Origin of the sequence: Enterobacter cloacae complex sp. P6RS, assembly GCF_014982245.1 — a bacterium.
GTDB lineage: Bacteria > Pseudomonadota > Gammaproteobacteria > Enterobacterales > Enterobacteriaceae > Enterobacter > Enterobacter bugandensis.
The window spans coordinates 1-16,628 of sequence record NZ_JADCLB010000032.1 but is presented as its reverse complement, the minus strand read 5'-3'; the positions used below and the strand labels follow the sequence as shown (position 1 = coordinate 16,628).

The 16,628-nt window shown below is 55.4% G+C and carries 20 protein-coding genes; 7 read left to right on the top strand and 13 right to left on the bottom strand.

The features are described from left to right. The 5 genes from INF73_RS20455 to rpsF all read right to left on the bottom strand — a co-directional run. On the bottom strand, positions 1 to 724 hold a 724-nt coding region (locus INF73_RS20455), incomplete at its 3' end, for a DMT family transporter (protein ID WP_227414410.1). 152 nt (positions 725 to 876) lie between these two features. Beyond that, positions 877 to 1,326 carry a 50S ribosomal protein L9 gene (gene rplI / locus INF73_RS20450; RefSeq protein ID WP_006810372.1) on the bottom strand — a complete coding sequence of 150 codons (450 nt, stop codon included), beginning with the start codon at positions 1,324 to 1,326 and terminating at the stop codon, positions 877 to 879. A 41-nt stretch (positions 1,327 to 1,367) separates the two neighbouring features. Continuing rightward, positions 1,368 to 1,595 carry a 30S ribosomal protein S18 gene (rpsR, locus tag INF73_RS20445; RefSeq protein ID WP_000135199.1) on the bottom strand — a complete coding sequence of 76 codons (228 nt, stop codon included), beginning with the start codon at positions 1,593 to 1,595 and terminating at the stop codon, positions 1,368 to 1,370. Between the two features lie 4 nt (positions 1,596 to 1,599). Further along, positions 1,600 to 1,914, bottom strand: coding sequence for a primosomal replication protein N (priB, locus tag INF73_RS20440; protein WP_028015270.1), 315 nt, complete (start codon positions 1,912 to 1,914; stop codon positions 1,600 to 1,602). A 6-nt stretch (positions 1,915 to 1,920) separates the two neighbouring features. Further along, positions 1,921 to 2,316, bottom strand: a complete 396-nt coding sequence (gene rpsF, locus INF73_RS20435; protein ID WP_014068637.1) for a 30S ribosomal protein S6 — start codon at positions 2,314 to 2,316, stop codon at positions 1,921 to 1,923. Positions 2,317 to 2,656: 340 nt separating this feature from the next. On the opposite strand from rpsF, the gene yjfY reads away from it, so the two are divergent. Beyond that, entirely contained in the window at positions 2,657 to 2,932 is a 276-nt protein-coding gene (yjfY, locus tag INF73_RS20430) for a DUF1471 family protein YjfY (protein WP_041911476.1), read from the top strand. A 139-nt stretch (positions 2,933 to 3,071) separates the two neighbouring features. Here yjfY and INF73_RS20425 read toward each other — a convergent pair whose 3' ends face one another. From INF73_RS20425 to ulaA, 6 genes are read right to left on the bottom strand one after another with little or no spacing between them, the layout of a single operon-like run. Continuing rightward, the gene (locus tag INF73_RS20425; protein WP_193541724.1) at positions 3,072 to 3,758 is read right to left on the bottom strand and encodes an L-ribulose-5-phosphate 4-epimerase; all 687 of its coding nucleotides are present in this window, start codon (positions 3,756 to 3,758) and stop codon (positions 3,072 to 3,074) included. Next, positions 3,751 to 4,611 carry an L-ribulose-5-phosphate 3-epimerase gene (locus tag INF73_RS20420; protein ID WP_193541726.1) on the bottom strand — a complete coding sequence of 287 codons (861 nt, stop codon included), beginning with the start codon at positions 4,609 to 4,611 and terminating at the stop codon, positions 3,751 to 3,753. The genes INF73_RS20425 and INF73_RS20420 overlap by 8 nt, the downstream gene beginning before the upstream one ends. Positions 4,612 to 4,620: 9 nt before the next feature. Then, on the bottom strand, positions 4,621 to 5,271 hold the full coding sequence (ulaD, locus tag INF73_RS20415; RefSeq protein WP_193030083.1) for a 3-keto-L-gulonate-6-phosphate decarboxylase UlaD: 651 nt from the start codon (positions 5,269 to 5,271) through the stop codon (positions 4,621 to 4,623). A 12-nt stretch (positions 5,272 to 5,283) separates the two neighbouring features. Next, on the bottom strand, positions 5,284 to 5,751 hold the full coding sequence (ulaC, locus tag INF73_RS20410) for a PTS ascorbate transporter subunit IIA (protein WP_045259633.1): 468 nt from the start codon (positions 5,749 to 5,751) through the stop codon (positions 5,284 to 5,286). 9 nt (positions 5,752 to 5,760) lie between these two features. Further along, on the bottom strand, positions 5,761 to 6,066 hold the full coding sequence (ulaB, locus tag INF73_RS20405) for a PTS ascorbate transporter subunit IIB (RefSeq protein ID WP_003856022.1): 306 nt from the start codon (positions 6,064 to 6,066) through the stop codon (positions 5,761 to 5,763). Between the two features lie 12 nt (positions 6,067 to 6,078). Beyond that, positions 6,079 to 7,479, bottom strand: coding sequence for a PTS ascorbate transporter subunit IIC (gene ulaA, locus INF73_RS20400; RefSeq protein WP_028015265.1), 1,401 nt, complete (start codon positions 7,477 to 7,479; stop codon positions 6,079 to 6,081). 358 nt (positions 7,480 to 7,837) lie between these two features. Here ulaA and ulaG point away from each other — a divergent pair, with 358 nt between their 5' ends. Together ulaG and ulaR are read left to right on the top strand one after the other, a co-directional pair. Continuing rightward, a complete protein-coding gene (gene ulaG, locus INF73_RS20395) occupies positions 7,838 to 8,902 on the top strand; it encodes an L-ascorbate 6-phosphate lactonase (protein WP_193541728.1) in 1,065 nt (354 codons plus the stop codon). A gap of 110 nt (positions 8,903 to 9,012) precedes the next feature. Beyond that, positions 9,013 to 9,768, top strand: coding sequence for an HTH-type transcriptional regulator UlaR (gene ulaR / locus INF73_RS20390; protein ID WP_024907324.1), 756 nt, complete (start codon positions 9,013 to 9,015; stop codon positions 9,766 to 9,768). Here the strand turns inward: ulaR and yjfP are convergent. Then, complete coding sequence (yjfP, locus tag INF73_RS20385; protein ID WP_193541730.1) at positions 9,765 to 10,487, bottom strand: esterase; 723 nt, start codon at positions 10,485 to 10,487, stop codon at positions 9,765 to 9,767. The two genes, ulaR and yjfP, sit on opposite strands and share 4 nt — an antisense overlap. Before the next feature lie 137 nt (positions 10,488 to 10,624). On the opposite strand from yjfP, the gene bsmA reads away from it, so the two are divergent. From bsmA to INF73_RS20370, 3 genes are all read left to right on the top strand, one after another. Then, positions 10,625 to 10,954, top strand: a complete 330-nt coding sequence (gene bsmA, locus INF73_RS20380; protein WP_028015263.1) for a biofilm peroxide resistance protein BsmA — start codon at positions 10,625 to 10,627, stop codon at positions 10,952 to 10,954. Between the two features lie 136 nt (positions 10,955 to 11,090). After that, the gene (gene yjfN / locus INF73_RS20375) at positions 11,091 to 11,378 is read left to right on the top strand and encodes a DUF1471 family protease activator YjfN (protein ID WP_032644956.1); all 288 of its coding nucleotides are present in this window, start codon (positions 11,091 to 11,093) and stop codon (positions 11,376 to 11,378) included. Between the two features lie 171 nt (positions 11,379 to 11,549). Further along, entirely contained in the window at positions 11,550 to 13,481 is a 1,932-nt protein-coding gene (locus tag INF73_RS20370) for a methyl-accepting chemotaxis protein (RefSeq protein ID WP_193541732.1), read from the top strand. Here the strand turns inward: INF73_RS20370 and INF73_RS20365 are convergent. Continuing rightward, positions 13,478 to 15,100: an isovaleryl-CoA dehydrogenase gene (locus INF73_RS20365; RefSeq protein WP_193541734.1), complete on the bottom strand. Its 1,623-nt coding sequence runs from the start codon at positions 15,098 to 15,100 to the stop codon at positions 13,478 to 13,480. The genes INF73_RS20370 and INF73_RS20365 overlap by 4 nt on opposite strands. 194 nt (positions 15,101 to 15,294) lie before the next feature. Between INF73_RS20365 and INF73_RS20360 the strand changes: the two genes are divergently transcribed. Continuing rightward, positions 15,295 to 16,569, top strand: coding sequence for an MFS transporter (locus tag INF73_RS20360; protein WP_193541736.1), 1,275 nt, complete (start codon positions 15,295 to 15,297; stop codon positions 16,567 to 16,569). The last annotated feature ends 59 nt before the right edge of the window (positions 16,570 to 16,628 follow it).

Below are 16,628 nucleotides of genomic sequence, written 5' to 3'. Positions count from 1 at the left end.
GCAGCGTCAGATACCCCAGCACCGCAACGGCCTCCATGCTGTGCACTTCCAGCGTTCCGCCCGTGGCATAACCTCCCGCAACCAGCGCAGCCCCGCCTATCGCCAGCTGCCAGCCGGTCATCACCGTTGGGTCGACGGTCTGGGAAATACGTTTCCCGTAAAGCGTGGCGGCAGAGAGAATAAAAGCCGCCAGCACCACAAAACCGTCGCCTTTCCAGATAAACTGGAAATCGCTTAACCCACTGTGAAAGTTCACCAGCATCACCCCGGCAAACCCAAGAATACAGCCCAGCGTTTTGTTATAGCTGAGTTTGTCATTGTGGTAGATACAATGCGCCAGCAGTACGCTGAAGAAAGTCCCGGTGGCGTTCATGATTGAGCCGTTTACCCCCGTCGTGTAGGCCAGTCCTATATAGAAGAATGTGTACTGAATGGTGGTCTGGGTCAGCCCGAGGATCGTGAGCTGGCCAAACTGCGCGGGCGTGAGCCTGCCAATCGGTTTGCGCTGGGCCAGCGCAAACAGCAGCAGCAAGGCACCGGCAAACAGAAAACGGTATCCGGCAAAAACGACTTTGGACGGAATATCATCGGTCGCGATCTGAAAGAGTTCGTAGCCATTTTTAATGGCCGGGTACGAGCTCCCCCAAAGCAGGCAGCAGAGCGTGGCGCAGGCGTAGGCCACATGTCGACGGGCAAAGACGGGCGTGGGCAGAGCGGTATCCATGACAAATCTCATAAATAAAATTGCGTTTCAATTTATTATCAGAGAATGCGTCAGGAATAGCTACCATACGAGATAAAAAGAGAATTTCCGGTAGCTTTAAATAGCAAAACGCCGGCACAAGGCCGGCGTTTCGACGCGAGCAGAGTAAAAAATTACTCAGCTACAACGTTAACAACCAGTTTAGCGAACACTTCGCTGTGAACCTGGAAGTCAACTTCGTGCTCACCAGTGGTACGCAGAACGCCGTTCGGCATGCGAACTTCGCTCTTAGCCACTTTAACGCCTGCTGCAGTAACTGCATCAGCGATATCGCGGGTACCGATGGAACCGAACAGTTTACCTTCGTCGCCAGCTTTGGAAGCGATGGTAACAGTGCCCAGTGCGTTGATTGCTTCAGCGCGAGCGTTAGCAGCCGCCAGAACGTCAGCCAGTTTGGCTTCCAGTTCAGCGCGACGTGCTTCGAAAAACTCTACGTTTTTCTTAGTAGCTGGAACAGCTTTACCCTGTGGAACCAGGAAGTTACGAGCGTAGCCCGCTTTAACGTTAACCTGATCACCCAGGCTGCCCAGGTTTGCTACTTTATCAAGCAGAATAACTTGCATTACCTTATCCTCTTAAAGTCGTATTAATGGACCGTGCCCGATTACTGATGACGATCAGTGTACGGCAGCAGGGACAGGTAGCGAGCGCGTTTGATAGCGCGAGCCAGCTGACGCTGATATTTTGCACGAGTACCGGTGATACGGCTTGGGACAATCTTACCGCTTTCGGTGATGTAGTTTTTCAGCGTTGCGATATCTTTATAGTCGATCTCTTGAACGCCTTCCGCGGTGAAACGGCAGAACTTGCGACGACGGAAATAACGTGCCATATGGCTAGTCTCCAGTATCTATCAAATCAATCTGCTCGGCATGCAGAACCATTTTGCTCAGGCCGTTCTTTGCCTTGTGGCAAGAGATGAACCCCTGAACGATTACTGCGCTACCGACCGTTAAACTGTGAGTAATGGCCTGGTTTTCGTGTCCGCTAATAATAACGGGCATTTGGCACCACGCCTGCCGGTGAAACCCGGCTTCCTCTTGCACAGAACGATGCTCAAGCACGAACTGGCAATGCGGAATTCCTGATGGACTGACCTTTCGAAGGGGAGCCCTGCATACGATGCCGGACAACGCCAGACGGTTGGTCATCAGAAATTACTCTTCAGAATCCCCAGCATCAGAATCATCTGCGGTTTCGTTTGCGAAATCATCGCGACGCTCACGGCGCTCGTCTTTCGCTTTAACCATCGGAGATGCTTCGGTAACTGCGTTTTTGGTACGCATAACCATGCTGCGGATAACGGCATCGTTGAAGCGGAAGGTAGTTTCCAGCTCATCGATCACTTCCTGCGGCGCTTCAACGTTCATCAGAACGTAGTGTGCTTTGTGCAGTTTGTTGATCGGGTAAGCCAGCTGACGGCGGCCCCAGTCTTCCAGACGGTGGATCGTACCTTCTGCACCAGTGATGGCAGCAGAGTAACGCTCGATCATACCCGGAACCTGTTCGCTCTGGTCAGGATGGACCATAAAAACGATTTCGTAATGACGCATCGAATTGCTCCTTACGGATTATTCAGCCTCCTGTCTGGGTCAGCCGAGGCCCGGGGAGGCAAGGAACGTGTTAAAGGTCGGCTGAAAAATTGACGCGTCATAATACTTGCCCCCCCCAGGAAACTCAAGCTGATTGCACAAATAATTCGCACAAAGCGTAAAGCTGGTCTAAGTGGGTGATTTAAAATTAATCGCATCAGGAAGCGTTGTTTTTTTGAACAACTGCATCAGAAATGGTCACGCATCCCCGCCGGAGGAATGATTACACTTTAATCAGAGATCAACTGAATTAAAGAAGGAGTATTTCCCTCACACAGCACGCAGTCGTGGAGCGCATATCATGAAAAAAATCGCAGTAGCCATAATGGCGGCGCTTTTGCTCAGTGCAAACGCGATGGCAGCCATCAAAATAGACGGCCGGCAGGCCAGAAACATGGATGATGTGCACAGCTTGGGCGTAATCTATATCAATCATAATTTCGCCACTGAAAGCGAAGCAGATCGGGCACTAAATGAAGAGACCGATGCCCAGGGCGCAACCTATTACCACGTGATGTTAACCCGTGAGCCCGGCAGCAACGGCAATATGCACGCCAGTGCAGATATCTACCGGTAACCCTTAACGCTAGCACCAGGAAAGCCAACAACGAGAACATAGCCATAGTTGACGTTGCCCCCTGTCCGGGGGCTTTTTTTTATGAATGGCTCCGGAATACCACCGGTTACAACTGTTTTCGGTATTCCAGAGCACTTATTCACTTCTGCCCGTAGTAGGCATTCGGGCCGTGCTTGCGCATGAAATGCTTGTTCATCAGGTAATCGTCAATGTCCTGAAGCTGTGGGTTGATGCCGCGGGCAATCCACGCCATGCGCGCCACTTCCTCCATGACAACCGCATTATGAACGGCGTCGTGGGCATCTTTTCCCCAGGCGAAGGGACCGTGCTGATACACCACAATCCCCGGCGTATGCAGCGGTTCAGTTTCACCCAGCGTTTCAATAATCACCTTGCCGGTGTTGCGTTCGTACTCCCCTTCTACTTCAGCCTGCGATAATGCCCGCGTGCAGGGAATGTCGCCGAAGAAGTAGTCTGCATGCGTCGTGCCCAGCGCCGGGATGGGCAACCCCGCCTGTGCCCAGGCGGTGGCGTGCGTGGAGTGGGTATGCACAACGCCACCCAGCGATGGATAACGCTGGTACAGCGCCAGATGGGTCGCCGTATCAGAAGAAGGACGCCATTTGCCCTCAACGACGTTTCCTTCGAGGTCGACCACAACCATATCGTCCGCTTTCATGGTTTCATACGCCACGCCGCTCGGCTTGATCACAACCAGACCTTGTTCTCGGTCGATGGCGCTCACGTTGCCCCAGGTGAACGTTACCAGGCCATAGCGCGGCAGATCCATATTGGCCTCAAAGACCTGCTGTTTCAGCTTAAGCATGTTCAGCCTCCATTAACCCCGCGCGCGCCATACGCTCGCGCACCCAGTCCCGCGCTTTTGCCACTTCCGCAGCCGGATCGTCTGACGTTTCGCTCCACATCTCAATCAGATAAGGCCCGCAATACCCTGTCTGTTTGAGCGTCTCGAAGCACCGTTCGAAATCCACCACCCCGGTGCCGAACGGTACGTTTTTAAACACGCCAGGGCGGGTATCTTTGACGTGCACCGCCACGATATGCCCGATGCCCGCCTGCAGCTCCATCTGCACGTCGTTATCCCAGGCCGACAGATTGCCGATATCCGGATAAAGCTGGAACCAGGGGTTATTCAGATAGTGCGCATAGCCCAGCGCCTTGCTGATGGAGTTCATCAACGGGTAGTCCATGATCTCCATCGCCAGCGTGACCTGCGCGCGGCTTGCCATCTCAACGCTCTCTTTCAGGCCGTCACGGAAACGACGGCGCGTTTCGTCGTTGGCTTCCTGATAGTAGACGTCGTAACCCGCCAGCTGGATCACGCGGATGCCGACATCCTGCGCAAAACGAATGGCTTTGCGCATGATCTCCAGCCCTTCAGCGCGCACGGCATCGTCTTCACTGCCGAGCGGAAAACGGCGGTGGGCGCTCAGACACATGGACGGCACGCGCACGCCGGTTTCGGCAATGGCGCCCACCAGCGCCAGGCGCTGCTCGCGGCTCCAGTCCAGGCGAGAAAGGCGCACATCCGTCTCATCCACGGACATTTCGACAAAATCGAAACCCAGCTGTTTTGCCAGCCGTAACCGCTCCAGCCAGCACTCCCCCGCAGGGAGTGCCTTTTCATAGATGCCAAGCGGGACCTGTTTTGACAACATACCCGCTCCTTAACCCCAAAGCTGAGCGATTGAGCGTTTGAACTGACGCGCCGCTTCCACCGGAGATGCCGCGTCGCGAATGCTGCGGCCAGCGATAAAGACGTGAATAGGGATGCCCTGGAACAGCGGCAGATCTTCCAGCGCCAGGCCACCGGTGACGGTGACTTTGAAGCCCATATCCGCCAGACGCTTAATCGCGCTGATATCCGCTTCGCCCCACGCCACGCCTGCGGCTTGCGCATCGCGGCTGCGGTGATAAACCACCTGCTGGATGCCCGCATCGCGCCACTCCTGCGCCTGCTCCCAGGTCCAGAAGCCGGTCAGTTCAATCTGCACGTCGCCGTTAAACTCTTTTGCCACGTCCAGCGCGCCTTTGGCGGTGTTGATATCCGCACAGCAGATCACGGTGACCCAGTCGGCGTTGGCTTCAAAGCACATGCGGGAAAGGATTTTGCCTGCGTCAGCAATCTTGGCATCCGCCAGCACGATTTTGTTCGGATAGAGCGCTTTCAGGTCACGAACGGCGCGCACGCCTTCGCCCACGCACAGAATGGTCCCCACTTCGATGATATCCACCTCTTCCGCAATCAGGCGGGTGGTTTCGTAAGCGTGAGACAGCGTCTGGTTATCCAGCGCAACTTGCAACATTGGTAATGACATGTTCAATTCCTCTTAAACGGCCGCCGCAGTGGCGTTATCAATTAAATCCAGCACTTCCTGCGCGGTGCGGCAGGCGCGTAAACGGTCAAAATTGGCTTCGTCATCAAACAGGTTGACGATCTGCATGATGCCCACCTCCTGGTGGGTGTTGGCATCAACGGCCGCCATGGTGATGAGAATATCGACCGGGTCGTTATCTTCGTGGTTGAACACCAGCGGCGTTTTCAGGGTCACCAGCGCAAAACCGGTTTTCTTGACGCCCTCTTCCGGGCGGCCGTGCGGCATGGCCAGGCCCGGCGCAATCACGAAATAGGGGCCGTGCTGCGCCACGCCATCCAGAATGGCCTGGTAATAGCGCGGCTCGACAACGTCCGCCTTAACCAGCAGATCCACACTCAGCTTCACCGCTTCCTGCCAGGTGCTGGCGTCGGCCTGTAAAAGGATGGCGTTATTCTCTGCCAGCGAATCACGTAGTTTCATGTGGCGTCCTTACTTCACGTCTTGTGGGAAGTGTTCTTTGATCACTTCCAGCAGTTTTGGCCCGAAATCCGCAGGCGACAGCATGTTGCGCACGCCTACCACATATTTGTTGCCCGACACGCTAATCTCACCGGCAATATGAGTTGAAGCGATGATAATGTCCGCGCCGTTCAGTTCACTTTTGTATTCACCCACTGCGCAGCTGTTCACCGTGTGGTCGATGTTTGACTGGGTCAAAAACTGGTCCACTTTCATCTTCATGATCATGGAGCTACCTTGCCCATTGCCACACACAGCCAGGATACGTACGGTCATAATCGAAACTCCTTAATGAGCAGACACTTCTGCTGTTTGTTTTTCCGCATCTTCTTCAGCTCGCAGCGAACGGCCAGCGAAGAACATATAAGCCAGAGCAATCAGGATGATGACGGCCATAAAGGCCAGACCGACGGAGGCAAAGCCCTGCATCATCGGCGGTGCCAGAATTGACCAGTCCGCCATGCCCATCCAGGCGCTCATACCGGTGAGCTTGACCGCCCACACGCAACCGAAGATTTCCACCATGCCCATCACCAGGCAGATCTTGAGCGCCGCGCGCCAGCCGCCGAAGTGGTTAGCAAACACACCAATGGTGGCGTTGGAGAAGAACATCGGGATAAAGCCAGGAATGATCAGGATTGAGGAGCCGCAGCCCACCAGGATGCCCACCGCAATCAGCTGGCCGATGGTGCCCCACATAAAGCCCCAAACGACGGCGTTTGGCGCAAAGCTATAGATAGCCGCACAGTCAATCGCCAGTACCGCACCAGGGATCAGGCGCTGAGAGATGCCGTTAAAGGCTTCCGACAGCTCGGCGACGAACATACGCACGCCCTGAGTGATGATGAAAATCGCTACCGCGAAGGAGAAACCGGTCTGCAGGATATAGACCGTCCAGTGGGTTTTACCCGCCATCGCCTGCACGACGTCAATGCCGAAAGAGAGCAGAATGGCGCCGAAAAAGAGGGTCATCACAATCGCCGTTGAGACGATGTTGTCGTGGAAGATATTCAACCAGCCAGGCAGTTTGAGGTCTTCGACACTCTCCTCTTTTTTGCCCAGGTACGGCGCAACTTTATAGGCAATCCAGGCGGCAAACTGCTGCTGGTGACCGATGGAGAAGCCACAGCCGTCGGTCACGATCTGCGTTGGCTTGTACATCATGTTGGAGGTGATACCCCAGTAGAGCGAGACCAGCACCGCGGTGCAAATAATCGTGGTCCACATTGGGTAACCGAAGATATAGAGAGAAACCGCGATCAGCCCCGCCTGCTGGAACATGATGTGCCCGGTGAGCATGATGGTGCGAATGCCGGTAATGCGGCGCAGGAGCACGTAAATGATGTTCAGCGCCAGCGCGAGCAGCACCGCATACCCCACCCAGCTATAGGCATCACCCATGCGATCGATGGTCGCCATCATTGAGGCGTAGGTATCAGAGATAGCGCCGTTGATGCCATACACTTCCGACATTTTGGCGACGACCGGCTTAAACGTGCTGGTCAGAATGCCTGACCCCGCCTGCAACAGCATGAAACCGATAATGGTTTTGATGGTGCCTTTAATAATCACGCTGACGCTTTTGCGCAGCAGGATGTACCCCAGGCACGTCACGATACCCAGCAACAGCGGGGCGTTGGTCATTACCTGATTAAAGAAAACGGTAAAGACGTTGTAGAGGATCTCCATAACTCTCTCCAGAAATGAGAACACGAGGGGCAATCCCTGTGCGGTTGGTGCCATCACTCTATTAATCACAAATAATCACCACAAGATTGCATTTGATTATTTGTGACGCATCACGCAATTTATTTCCATGCTGTTAGTAATGATTTTCACTACCGCACCACAAAAATAAATTAATCCTTATAATTCATGAAATTAATGTTTAATGCAGGATAATCTAACAAGTAAAGAGTGGAGAGTCCGTGAAGTCGCGCAGATAAAATTCCGCATTTTGACCATTGCAAAGCACGTCAAATAGTGCCAGCATTAATCATAACGAATCACCATGTGATTACTTTTGATTAAACCAGGAGTCAAAACGATGAGTAAAGTGAAAACCATTACCCGTGAGTCATGGATTATGAGCACCTTTCCGGAGTGGGGTAGCTGGCTGAACGAAGAGATCGAGCAGGAACAGGTTGCTCCTGGCACGTTTGCAATGTGGTGGCTGGGCTGCACCGGTATCTGGCTGAAATCTGAAGGCGGCGCCAATATCTGCGTCGATTTCTGGTGCGGCACCGGCAAACAGAGCCACGGTAACCCGCTGATGAAAAAAGGCCACCAGATGCAGCGTATGGCCGGCGTGGAAAAGCTCCAGCCGAACCTGCGCACCACGCCGTTTGTGCTTGATCCTTTTGCCATTCGCCAGATCGATGCCGTGCTTTCTACTCACGATCACAACGACCATATCGACGTGAACGTGGCGGCAGCGGTGATGCAAAACTGCGCGGATGACGTACCGTTTATCGGGCCGCAAACCTGCGTAGATCTCTGGATTGGCTGGGGCGTGCCTAAAGAGCGCTGCATCGTGATGAAGCCTGGCGACGTGGTGAAAATTAAAGACATTGAAATCCACGCGCTGGATGCCTTTGACCGTACCGCGCTGATTACCCTGCCGGCCGACCAGAAGGCTGCTGGCGTACTGCCAGACGGCATGGACGAGCGTGCGGTGAATTACCTGTTCAAGACGCCGGGGGGCTCCCTGTATCACAGCGGTGATTCCCACTACTCTAACTATTACGCGAAGCACGGCAACGAACATCAGATTGACGTGGCGCTGGGCTCGTACGGAGAAAACCCGCGCGGTATTACGGACAAAATGACCAGCGCCGATATGCTGCGCATGGCGGAAGCGCTCAACACCAAAGTAGTGATCCCGTTCCACCACGATATCTGGTCAAACTTCCAGGCCGACCCGCAGGAAATCCGCGTGCTGTGGGAGATGAAAAAAGACCGCCTGAAGTACGGCTTCAAGCCCTTTATCTGGCAGGTAGGCGGCAAGTTCACCTGGCCGCTGGACAAAGACAATCTTGAGTATCACTACCCGCGCGGCTTCGATGATTGCTTCACCATTGAGCCAGATCTCCCGTTCAAATCCTTCCTCTGATTGTGAGGCCACATCGCCAGACCCTGTGTCTGGCGATTTCATATTTATTTTAGTAATTTCATGCTATTTCAAATATCATCTTTTCAAATCAATTCTTATCGGAATAGCTCATGACGGAAGCGCAACGGCATCAAATTTTACTGGAACTCCTGGCGCAAACAGGGTTTATCACCGTCGAGAAAGTGATCGAACGTTTAGGGATCTCCCCCGCCACCGCGCGGCGAGACATCAACAAGCTGGATGAGAGCGGCAAGCTGAAAAAAGTCCGCAACGGCGCAGAAGCCATCAGCCAGCAGCGTCCACGCTGGTCGCCGATGAATATTCATCAGGCGCAGAATCACGATGAAAAAGTACGGATTGCCAGAGCGGCATCACAGCTGGTGAACCCCGGTGAGAGCGTCGTCATCAACTGCGGCTCCACGGCGTTTTTGCTGGGCCGTGAAATGTGCGGCAAGCCGGTGCAAATCATTACCAACTATTTGCCGCTGGCTAACTACCTGATCGATCAGGAACATGAAAGCGTGGTGATCATGGGCGGCCAGTACAACAAAAGCCAGTCCATCACGCTCAGCCCGCAGGACAGCGAAAACAGTCTCTACGCCGGGCACTGGATGTTTACCAGCGGCAAAGGCCTGACCGCTGACGGCCTGTATAAAACCGATATGCTGACCGCGATGGCGGAACAAAACATGCTCAACGTGGTGGGCAAGCTCGTTGTGCTGGTCGACAGCAGCAAAGTCGGTGAACGCGCAGGCATGCTGTTCAGCCGCGCAGAACAGATCGACATGGTGATCACCGGCAAAGGGGCGAACCCCGAGATCCTGCAGAAGCTGGAAGATCAAGGGGTGAAAGTCCTGCGCGTTTAAAGATGCTTGCGGAAAAACGCCACCGTGGCGTCCAGCGCCGCTGGCGTGATGCGGTGGCGGACGCCTGATTCCCACAAACAGGTCAGATTAGCGTCCAGTCCTTCATTCTTTAACGCCTGCTGCAGGCGGAAGGTTCCATCGGGCGGGACAACATCGTCCGCATCACCGTGCCATAGCAGCAGCGGGCGATCGGCCAGGCGCGGCAATGCCCGGGTCACTTCCCACTCTGCCAGCATCGGCGTAATTTCCGTTAAATCCTGAGAGGGGAAAAGCGTCTTCGCCAGCGAGGTAAAATAGCCCGAGCCCATCAGACAGGCGACAGATCGCACGTCAGGATGATGCGTCATAATCCCCAGCGCCGTCATGCCGCCCATCGACGCCCCGGCCACCGCCAGCCGATTATCGGCCACCAGCCCTGCCTCATAGAGCGCATCGCGCAACCCGGCAAACTCGGTCAGGCTGCCGTGCAGAATGTGCCAGAACTTCCCCAGTCGCGCGCGCTCATTGCCCGTAAAGCGCGCACCGTGGTCAGGCGCATCCGGCATTACCACGCGAAAACCCGCCTGAGCCAGCGCCACTGCAAAATAACTGTAAACCAGTTTCGATGAGGTAAACCCATGATAAAAAACCACAACAGGCAGCGATTTATCACGTTTCCCTGCCGGCACAGCGTGTAAAATTTCATGGTCGCCGAGATGGCGTATTTCAATTTCAATCATTGTCGACCCTGTACGAATGAATGATTCATAATGTTGAGAACTGGATTACGGTTTGACGCTATTTTCATTTGAAAATTACGCCCCAGATAACACTTCGGGAACATTCCCCCAAAACTAAATTCGCAGACAACTACACTATGGCTAACAGGAAACGAGATATGGTTATGCACAGGTTTGCTGCTTTATTGCTGGTGTTTCTGCTCAGCGGCTGTAGCGCACTGCAGGGTACACCGCAACCCGCTCCCCCGGTTGCCGATCATCCGCAGGAGATTCGTCGTAATCAGACGGAAGGATTACAGCGAATGGGCACCGTCTCCGCGCTCGTTCGCGGTTCGCCGGATGATGCAGAAGACGCAATAAAGGCACAAGCCGTCGCTGCCAAGGCAGATTATTACGTCATTATTATGATCGACGAAACCATCATAACGGGACAGTGGTATTCACAAGCCATTTTGTACCGGAAATAATGGTTTACCTTTGAACGACATTTACACTGCTTTGCGTCCATAGACATTTTCCTGTCCACAATAAACTCCATGCCAGCGACAAGGAATGGGAGTTTATTCGCGAAGGATTGCCCGGCGGATACCGGAAATATGTGAAATGGAGCTGACGATGAAACGAACTCTTGCTTTGACCTCTCTGTTGCTCTCTGCAGGCCTGGTGAGCACCACCGCGCAGTCAGCAGAATTCGCCAGTGCGGATTGCGTAACAGGTCTGAATGAAATAGGCCAGATCTCCGTCAATAACATTCCGGGGAGCCCGCAAGACGTTGAACGTATCGTGGCATTAAAGGCCGATGAACAGGGCGCGTCATGGTATCGCATCATCCAGATGCAGGAAGATAACCATATCGACCAGTGGCGGGTACAGGCCATTCTCTACGTATAAATCCTTCCTGATAAAAGCCACTTATTTTTAGTGGCTTTTCGTTTTTGCAAATTTTTTATCTAATTTAAAACTACTCTAAAACAATAGAATAACATTTTGTTACATTAATTCAGTAAACGTAATCTCCGCTCTGCCGTTGAAGAACCATACCTTTTCAATGATGAGCAATTTATGATCAATGTTTTCCGCCGTGCGGGCCTTGGAACAAAGCTGTCGCTGCTGACGGGCGTCAGTGTCGCCACACTGTTTCTGCTTTTCACTTTCCTGCTCAGCCAAAAAGCCAGCCAGCAGCTTGAAGCCCTCGCGGTCGAAGATCTGCATAATCAGTCCACCGGTATGGTCGACATGGTGCAGATGTTTAATACCAGCCTGAGCGAAGAAGTCGAAAGCTACACCAGACTGTTTACGACATTTCTGCCTCAGCCGTTTAGCGTCGATACTCAGCAGACCCGGACCATAAACGGGCTCGCCGTTCCCCTGCTGAAAGGGGGCGACGCTGAACTCCATGAAAACACAACGTTTTCTGATGATTTTCTGAGCCGTACGGGAGCGATCTCAACGCTGTTTGTTCGCAGCGGTAACGACTTCATTCGCGTTGCCACCTCCCTGCGCAAAGAGAACGGCGATCGCGCTATGGGGACGGTTCTGGACACGAGCAGCCCGGCGTTTGCCTCCGTCTCGAAAGGCGAGGTATACCGCGGCCTGGCGCTCCTGTTTGGCAAGCGCTACATAACCCAGTACCAGCCCGTGAAGAACAGTGAAGGTCAGGTTATCGGGATCATCTTCGTTGGGGTGGATATCACTCACTCCTGGAATGTCATGCGCGAGAAAATCCTCAACCGCCGCCTGGGCGAGAGCGGGCACTTCTTCGTGCTGGACCGCAGCAACGGCAAAACGCGCGGTCAGTATCTGTTCCACGCCAGCGAAGAGGGAAAACTGCCGAAGTGGGATAGCGCCACCCAACAGCAGCTGTTGAGCGATTCCTCAGGCACGCTGGAACGCGTAAGCGACGACGGTCGCACGCTGAAAATGGCCTATACGCCGCTGCCCGGCTGGAACTGGACCATCGTCGGTGAAGTGGATAAATCAGTCCTGCTCTCAAGCGTTAACGCCATGCGCGACCGTTTCCTGCTGGCCGGCGTAGCGTTGTCCGTCCTCTTCGCGGGCCTGTTTGTGATGCTTATTCGCCGGATGCTGACCCGTCCGCTGCGTAACGTGATTGACCTTGCCCGCCAGTATGCCGCGGGCGATTTACGCTCCAGCCTGCCCGTGACCCGCCAGGATGAGGTTGGCCAGCTGGTTGAAGCCATTAACGGTATCGGTGATGGGCTACAAAAAATTGTCCTGCAGGTCCGCGAGGCCGCGGGCGAGATCCATCTGGGCACCAATGCGCTGGCCTCCGATACCGGAGACATCTCCGAGCAGATCAACAAGCAGGCCAGCAGCGTTGAAGAGACCTCCGCCAGCATGGAGCAACTGGCCGCGACCGTGCAGCAAAATGCCGCCAACATGGAGCAAACGCAGCAGTTGGTAGGTGAAACCTCGCGCGCGGTTCACCAGGGTGGTGAAACGGTGACCCATGCGGTTGCCACCATGGACGACATTCGCGAAGCGTCAAAACGTATCGAAGACATCACCCGCGTGATCGAGTCCATCGCGTTCCAGACTAATATTCTGGCGCTGAATGCGGCGGTAGAAGCGGCACGCGCAGGCGAGCACGGAAAAGGTTTTGCCGTGGTCGCGCAGGAAGTTCGCGCCCTGGCAGGTCGAAGCGCCAACGCGGTGAAGGAGATTGAACATCTGATTGGCGATACCCTGCGAAAAGTGGGCGAAGGCCACGCGCTGTCTGAACAGACGCGTCTGGCGATGGATTCCATCATCGTTCATATCGACAACATCAGCCAGCTGGTAAAGGAGATTAACCACGCGTCACGCGAGCAGTCCGCGGGGATCGGCCAGGTCAATCTTGCCATGACCCACATTGGCGAAGCGTCGCATATCAATGCCGATCGCATCTCACGCAGCGAGCAAACCGCACGCACGCTGCGCGAGAAAGGGTCACACCTTACCCAACTGGTCAGCCTGTTCCAGCTTAAACGCTAGCCAACCCTGCCCGTGGCGCGCAGCAGCAGATCGCTTTGCACCTGCTCATTCATGAGCGTACCGCCACGGGTATCCAGCATCATGCGGCACCACGCCTGCGCCACGGGCGGCGATGCGTGCCGCAGCATCTGGCTGCTGGCCCCCAGCAAAAAGAGCTGCTGAGCGATCTCCCTCCCCTGCGCCTCCTGCGGTTTACGCAGCTTTTGCTGAAGCTGCCGCCAGCTGCGGTCAAAGTGTCTGTCCTGTCCTTTGACCTGGGCAAACTCGTCGGCAAGCAGGTCGTGGATACCTGGCTGCTTCGCCAGCACCCGCAGCACGTCCAGGCACATGATATTGCCCGATCCTTCCCAGATGCTGTTCACCGGCATCTCGCGATACAGGCGTGGAAGTTCATTCTCCTCGCAGTACCCGACGCCGCCGAGTGCCTCCATCGCCTCCGCCACGAACGGAATGCCCGCTTTGCACACGCTGAATTTTGCGGCCGGGGTAAAAAGCCGCGCCCAGGCGGCCTCCTGCGGGTCGGTGCGGTTATCCCACGCCCGGGCCAGACGGAACAACAGCGCCGTATGCCCCTCCAGCACCAGCGCCATACGGCTCAGCACTTCACGCATTAGCGGCTGATCGATAAGATTTTTGCCGAAGGTCTGACGCTGATGGGCGTGGTACAGCGCCACGGAAAGCGCCCGGCGCATTAGCCCGTGGCTGCCCAGCGCACAGTCGAAGCGCGTCAGCCCGCCCATCTTCAGGATTTGCCGCACGCCTTCTCCCTCTTCACCCAGCAGCCAGCCGGAGGCATCGAGGAACTCCGCCTCGCTGCTGGCGTTCGAGCGGTTGCCGAGCTTGTCTTTCAGACGTTCCAGCCGTACGGCGTTGCGCTGTCCGTCGGGTAAGAAACGCGGGACAAAGAAGCAGGACAAACCGCCTTTCGCCTGCGCCAGCACCAGATGCGCATCGCTCTGCGGCACGGAGAAAAACCACTTGTGGCCCACCAGACGGTAGCTGCCGTCGCTGCATTTTTCCGCTCTGGTGGTGTTGCTGAGCACGTCCGAGCCGCCCTGCTTTTCCGTCATTCCCATGCCGATCAGCAGGCCGCGCTTTTGCCCACCCGGCGCGAGATGGGGATCGTAACGGTCGCTCATCAGCGGCGTTAACCATTCATGAAACGGTTTGGGCAGCGACTGCTGCAACAGCGGCGTGGCGGCGAAGGTCATGGTCACCGGGCATAACGTCCCCGCTTCTACCTGAGCATGGAGAACGAAGCGCGCGGCCCTGGCGACGAAAGAACCTTTTCGTGCCTCTTCCTCCCATGCCAGATTATGTACCCGGTTAGCGCAGAGCCCCTGCATCAGCAGGTGCCATGCCGGATGAAAGCGAACGTCATCCAGCCGCTCTCCCGTGGGGTCGTAGCGTAATAGCTCCGGCGGATTCACGTTCGCCAGTCTGCCCAGCTCCAGCGACTCCGCCGTGCCTAACTGCTGTCCAATGCTGGCAAGAAGATCCATATCCCACTCGGCACCCTCGCGCGCAACCGCGTCGCGCAGGGCGCAGTCAGAGAGGAAAAGGTTGCTGTTAGAGAGTGGGGCTGGTTGATTAAAAACGGTATGGGTCTGCCAGTGCATGCTGTCTCCCTCCTTCAGTGGCAATGAAGGTAAGTATGGACAGACCGTATGAACGCTGCATGGGAGTGAGGTCACACGATGGCGATCCCGCTGATATCATTCGTGAAATAGCTCACAGAACATAAGAATAAACTATTTCATTACTTCGCTTATGTTGAATAATTTATTCTTAACCCGTCTTTGTGAGGATCGTTATGCAACAGGACGCGCACAAGCGTGCATTAATTGCAGGCTCCATTGGTAACTTTATCGAGTGGTATGAGTTTGCGGTCTACGGTTTTCTGGCGACCGTGATTGCGAAGAACTTCTTCCAGCTTGAGGGAGAGGCGGGACTGACCAGTCTGATCCTCACCTGGGCCTCGTTTGCCATTGCCTTCTTCTTCCGTCCGCTGGGTGCGGTGGTATTTGGCCGCATTGGTGACAGGATAGGCCGAAAACCGACGCTGATTATTGTGCTGGTGCTAATGACGCTCGCCACCACGGCCATCGGCATCGTGCCCGTCTACGCCAGCATCGGCATTGCTGCACCGCTGATCGTTACGCTGCTGCGCATCCTGCAGGGCCTGTTCGCGGGCGGCGAGTACGGCGGTGCGGTCTCACTGATGACGGAGTTCGCCCCGCGCGGCAAGCGCGGTCTGTACGGCGCGTGGCAGTCCCTTACCGTGGCGCTCGGGCTGTTAGCGGGCGCAGGTATTGTCGCGCTGCTCTCTGCCCTCCTCACGCCTGAAGCCCTGCACGACTGGGGCTGGCGCATTCCTTTCTTCCTTGCCCTGCCGATGGGCGCGGTCGCGCTATGGCTGCGGGTGAGCATGGAAGAGACGCCGAGCTTTGTGCAGCAGAAGGAAAAAGCGGTCATTGCTCAGGCCAGTACTTCCGCCACGCTCAAAACCATCCTGATGGGCATTGGCCGCGTGATGGTCTGGTCCGCGGCGGGGTATACCTACCTCGTGATCATGCCGACCTATCTGCAGTCTGCGCTGCACACCGGGTTTAATCAGGCGCTGCTGATAGCGGTGATTTCTAACATTGGGTTTGCGCTCACCATCATTCCGTCGGGAATGCTGAGCGACAGGATCGGGCGGCGAACGGTGATGATTATCGCCACCGTGCTCCTGCTGATCCTCGCCCTGCCGCTGCTGAAAATTCTGCAGGCGGAATCCAGTACGATGGCGGTCAAAGCGATTGTGGTGCTGATTGCGGGCGGTCTGGTGGGCATGCTGGCGGGGCCAGGCCCGGCGATGTTGTCTGAGATGTTCCCGACGCGCGTACGCTATACGGGACTGGGGCTGGCCTATTCGTTATCGAACGCGATTTTTTCGGGCTGTGCGGGGTTAATCATTACCGGGCTGATTAAGCAGACGGGCAACCTGGACATTCCGGCCTATTACGTGATGGCAACGGCGGTGGTGAGTATTTTCGCGCTGATGACGCTCAGGAAGGATGACCATTTACGGTCGTTAGAGGAGTGAGATTGTCACCGTCTGGCGCCCTCACCCCGGCCCTCTCCCACGGGGCTGAGGAATCCCCA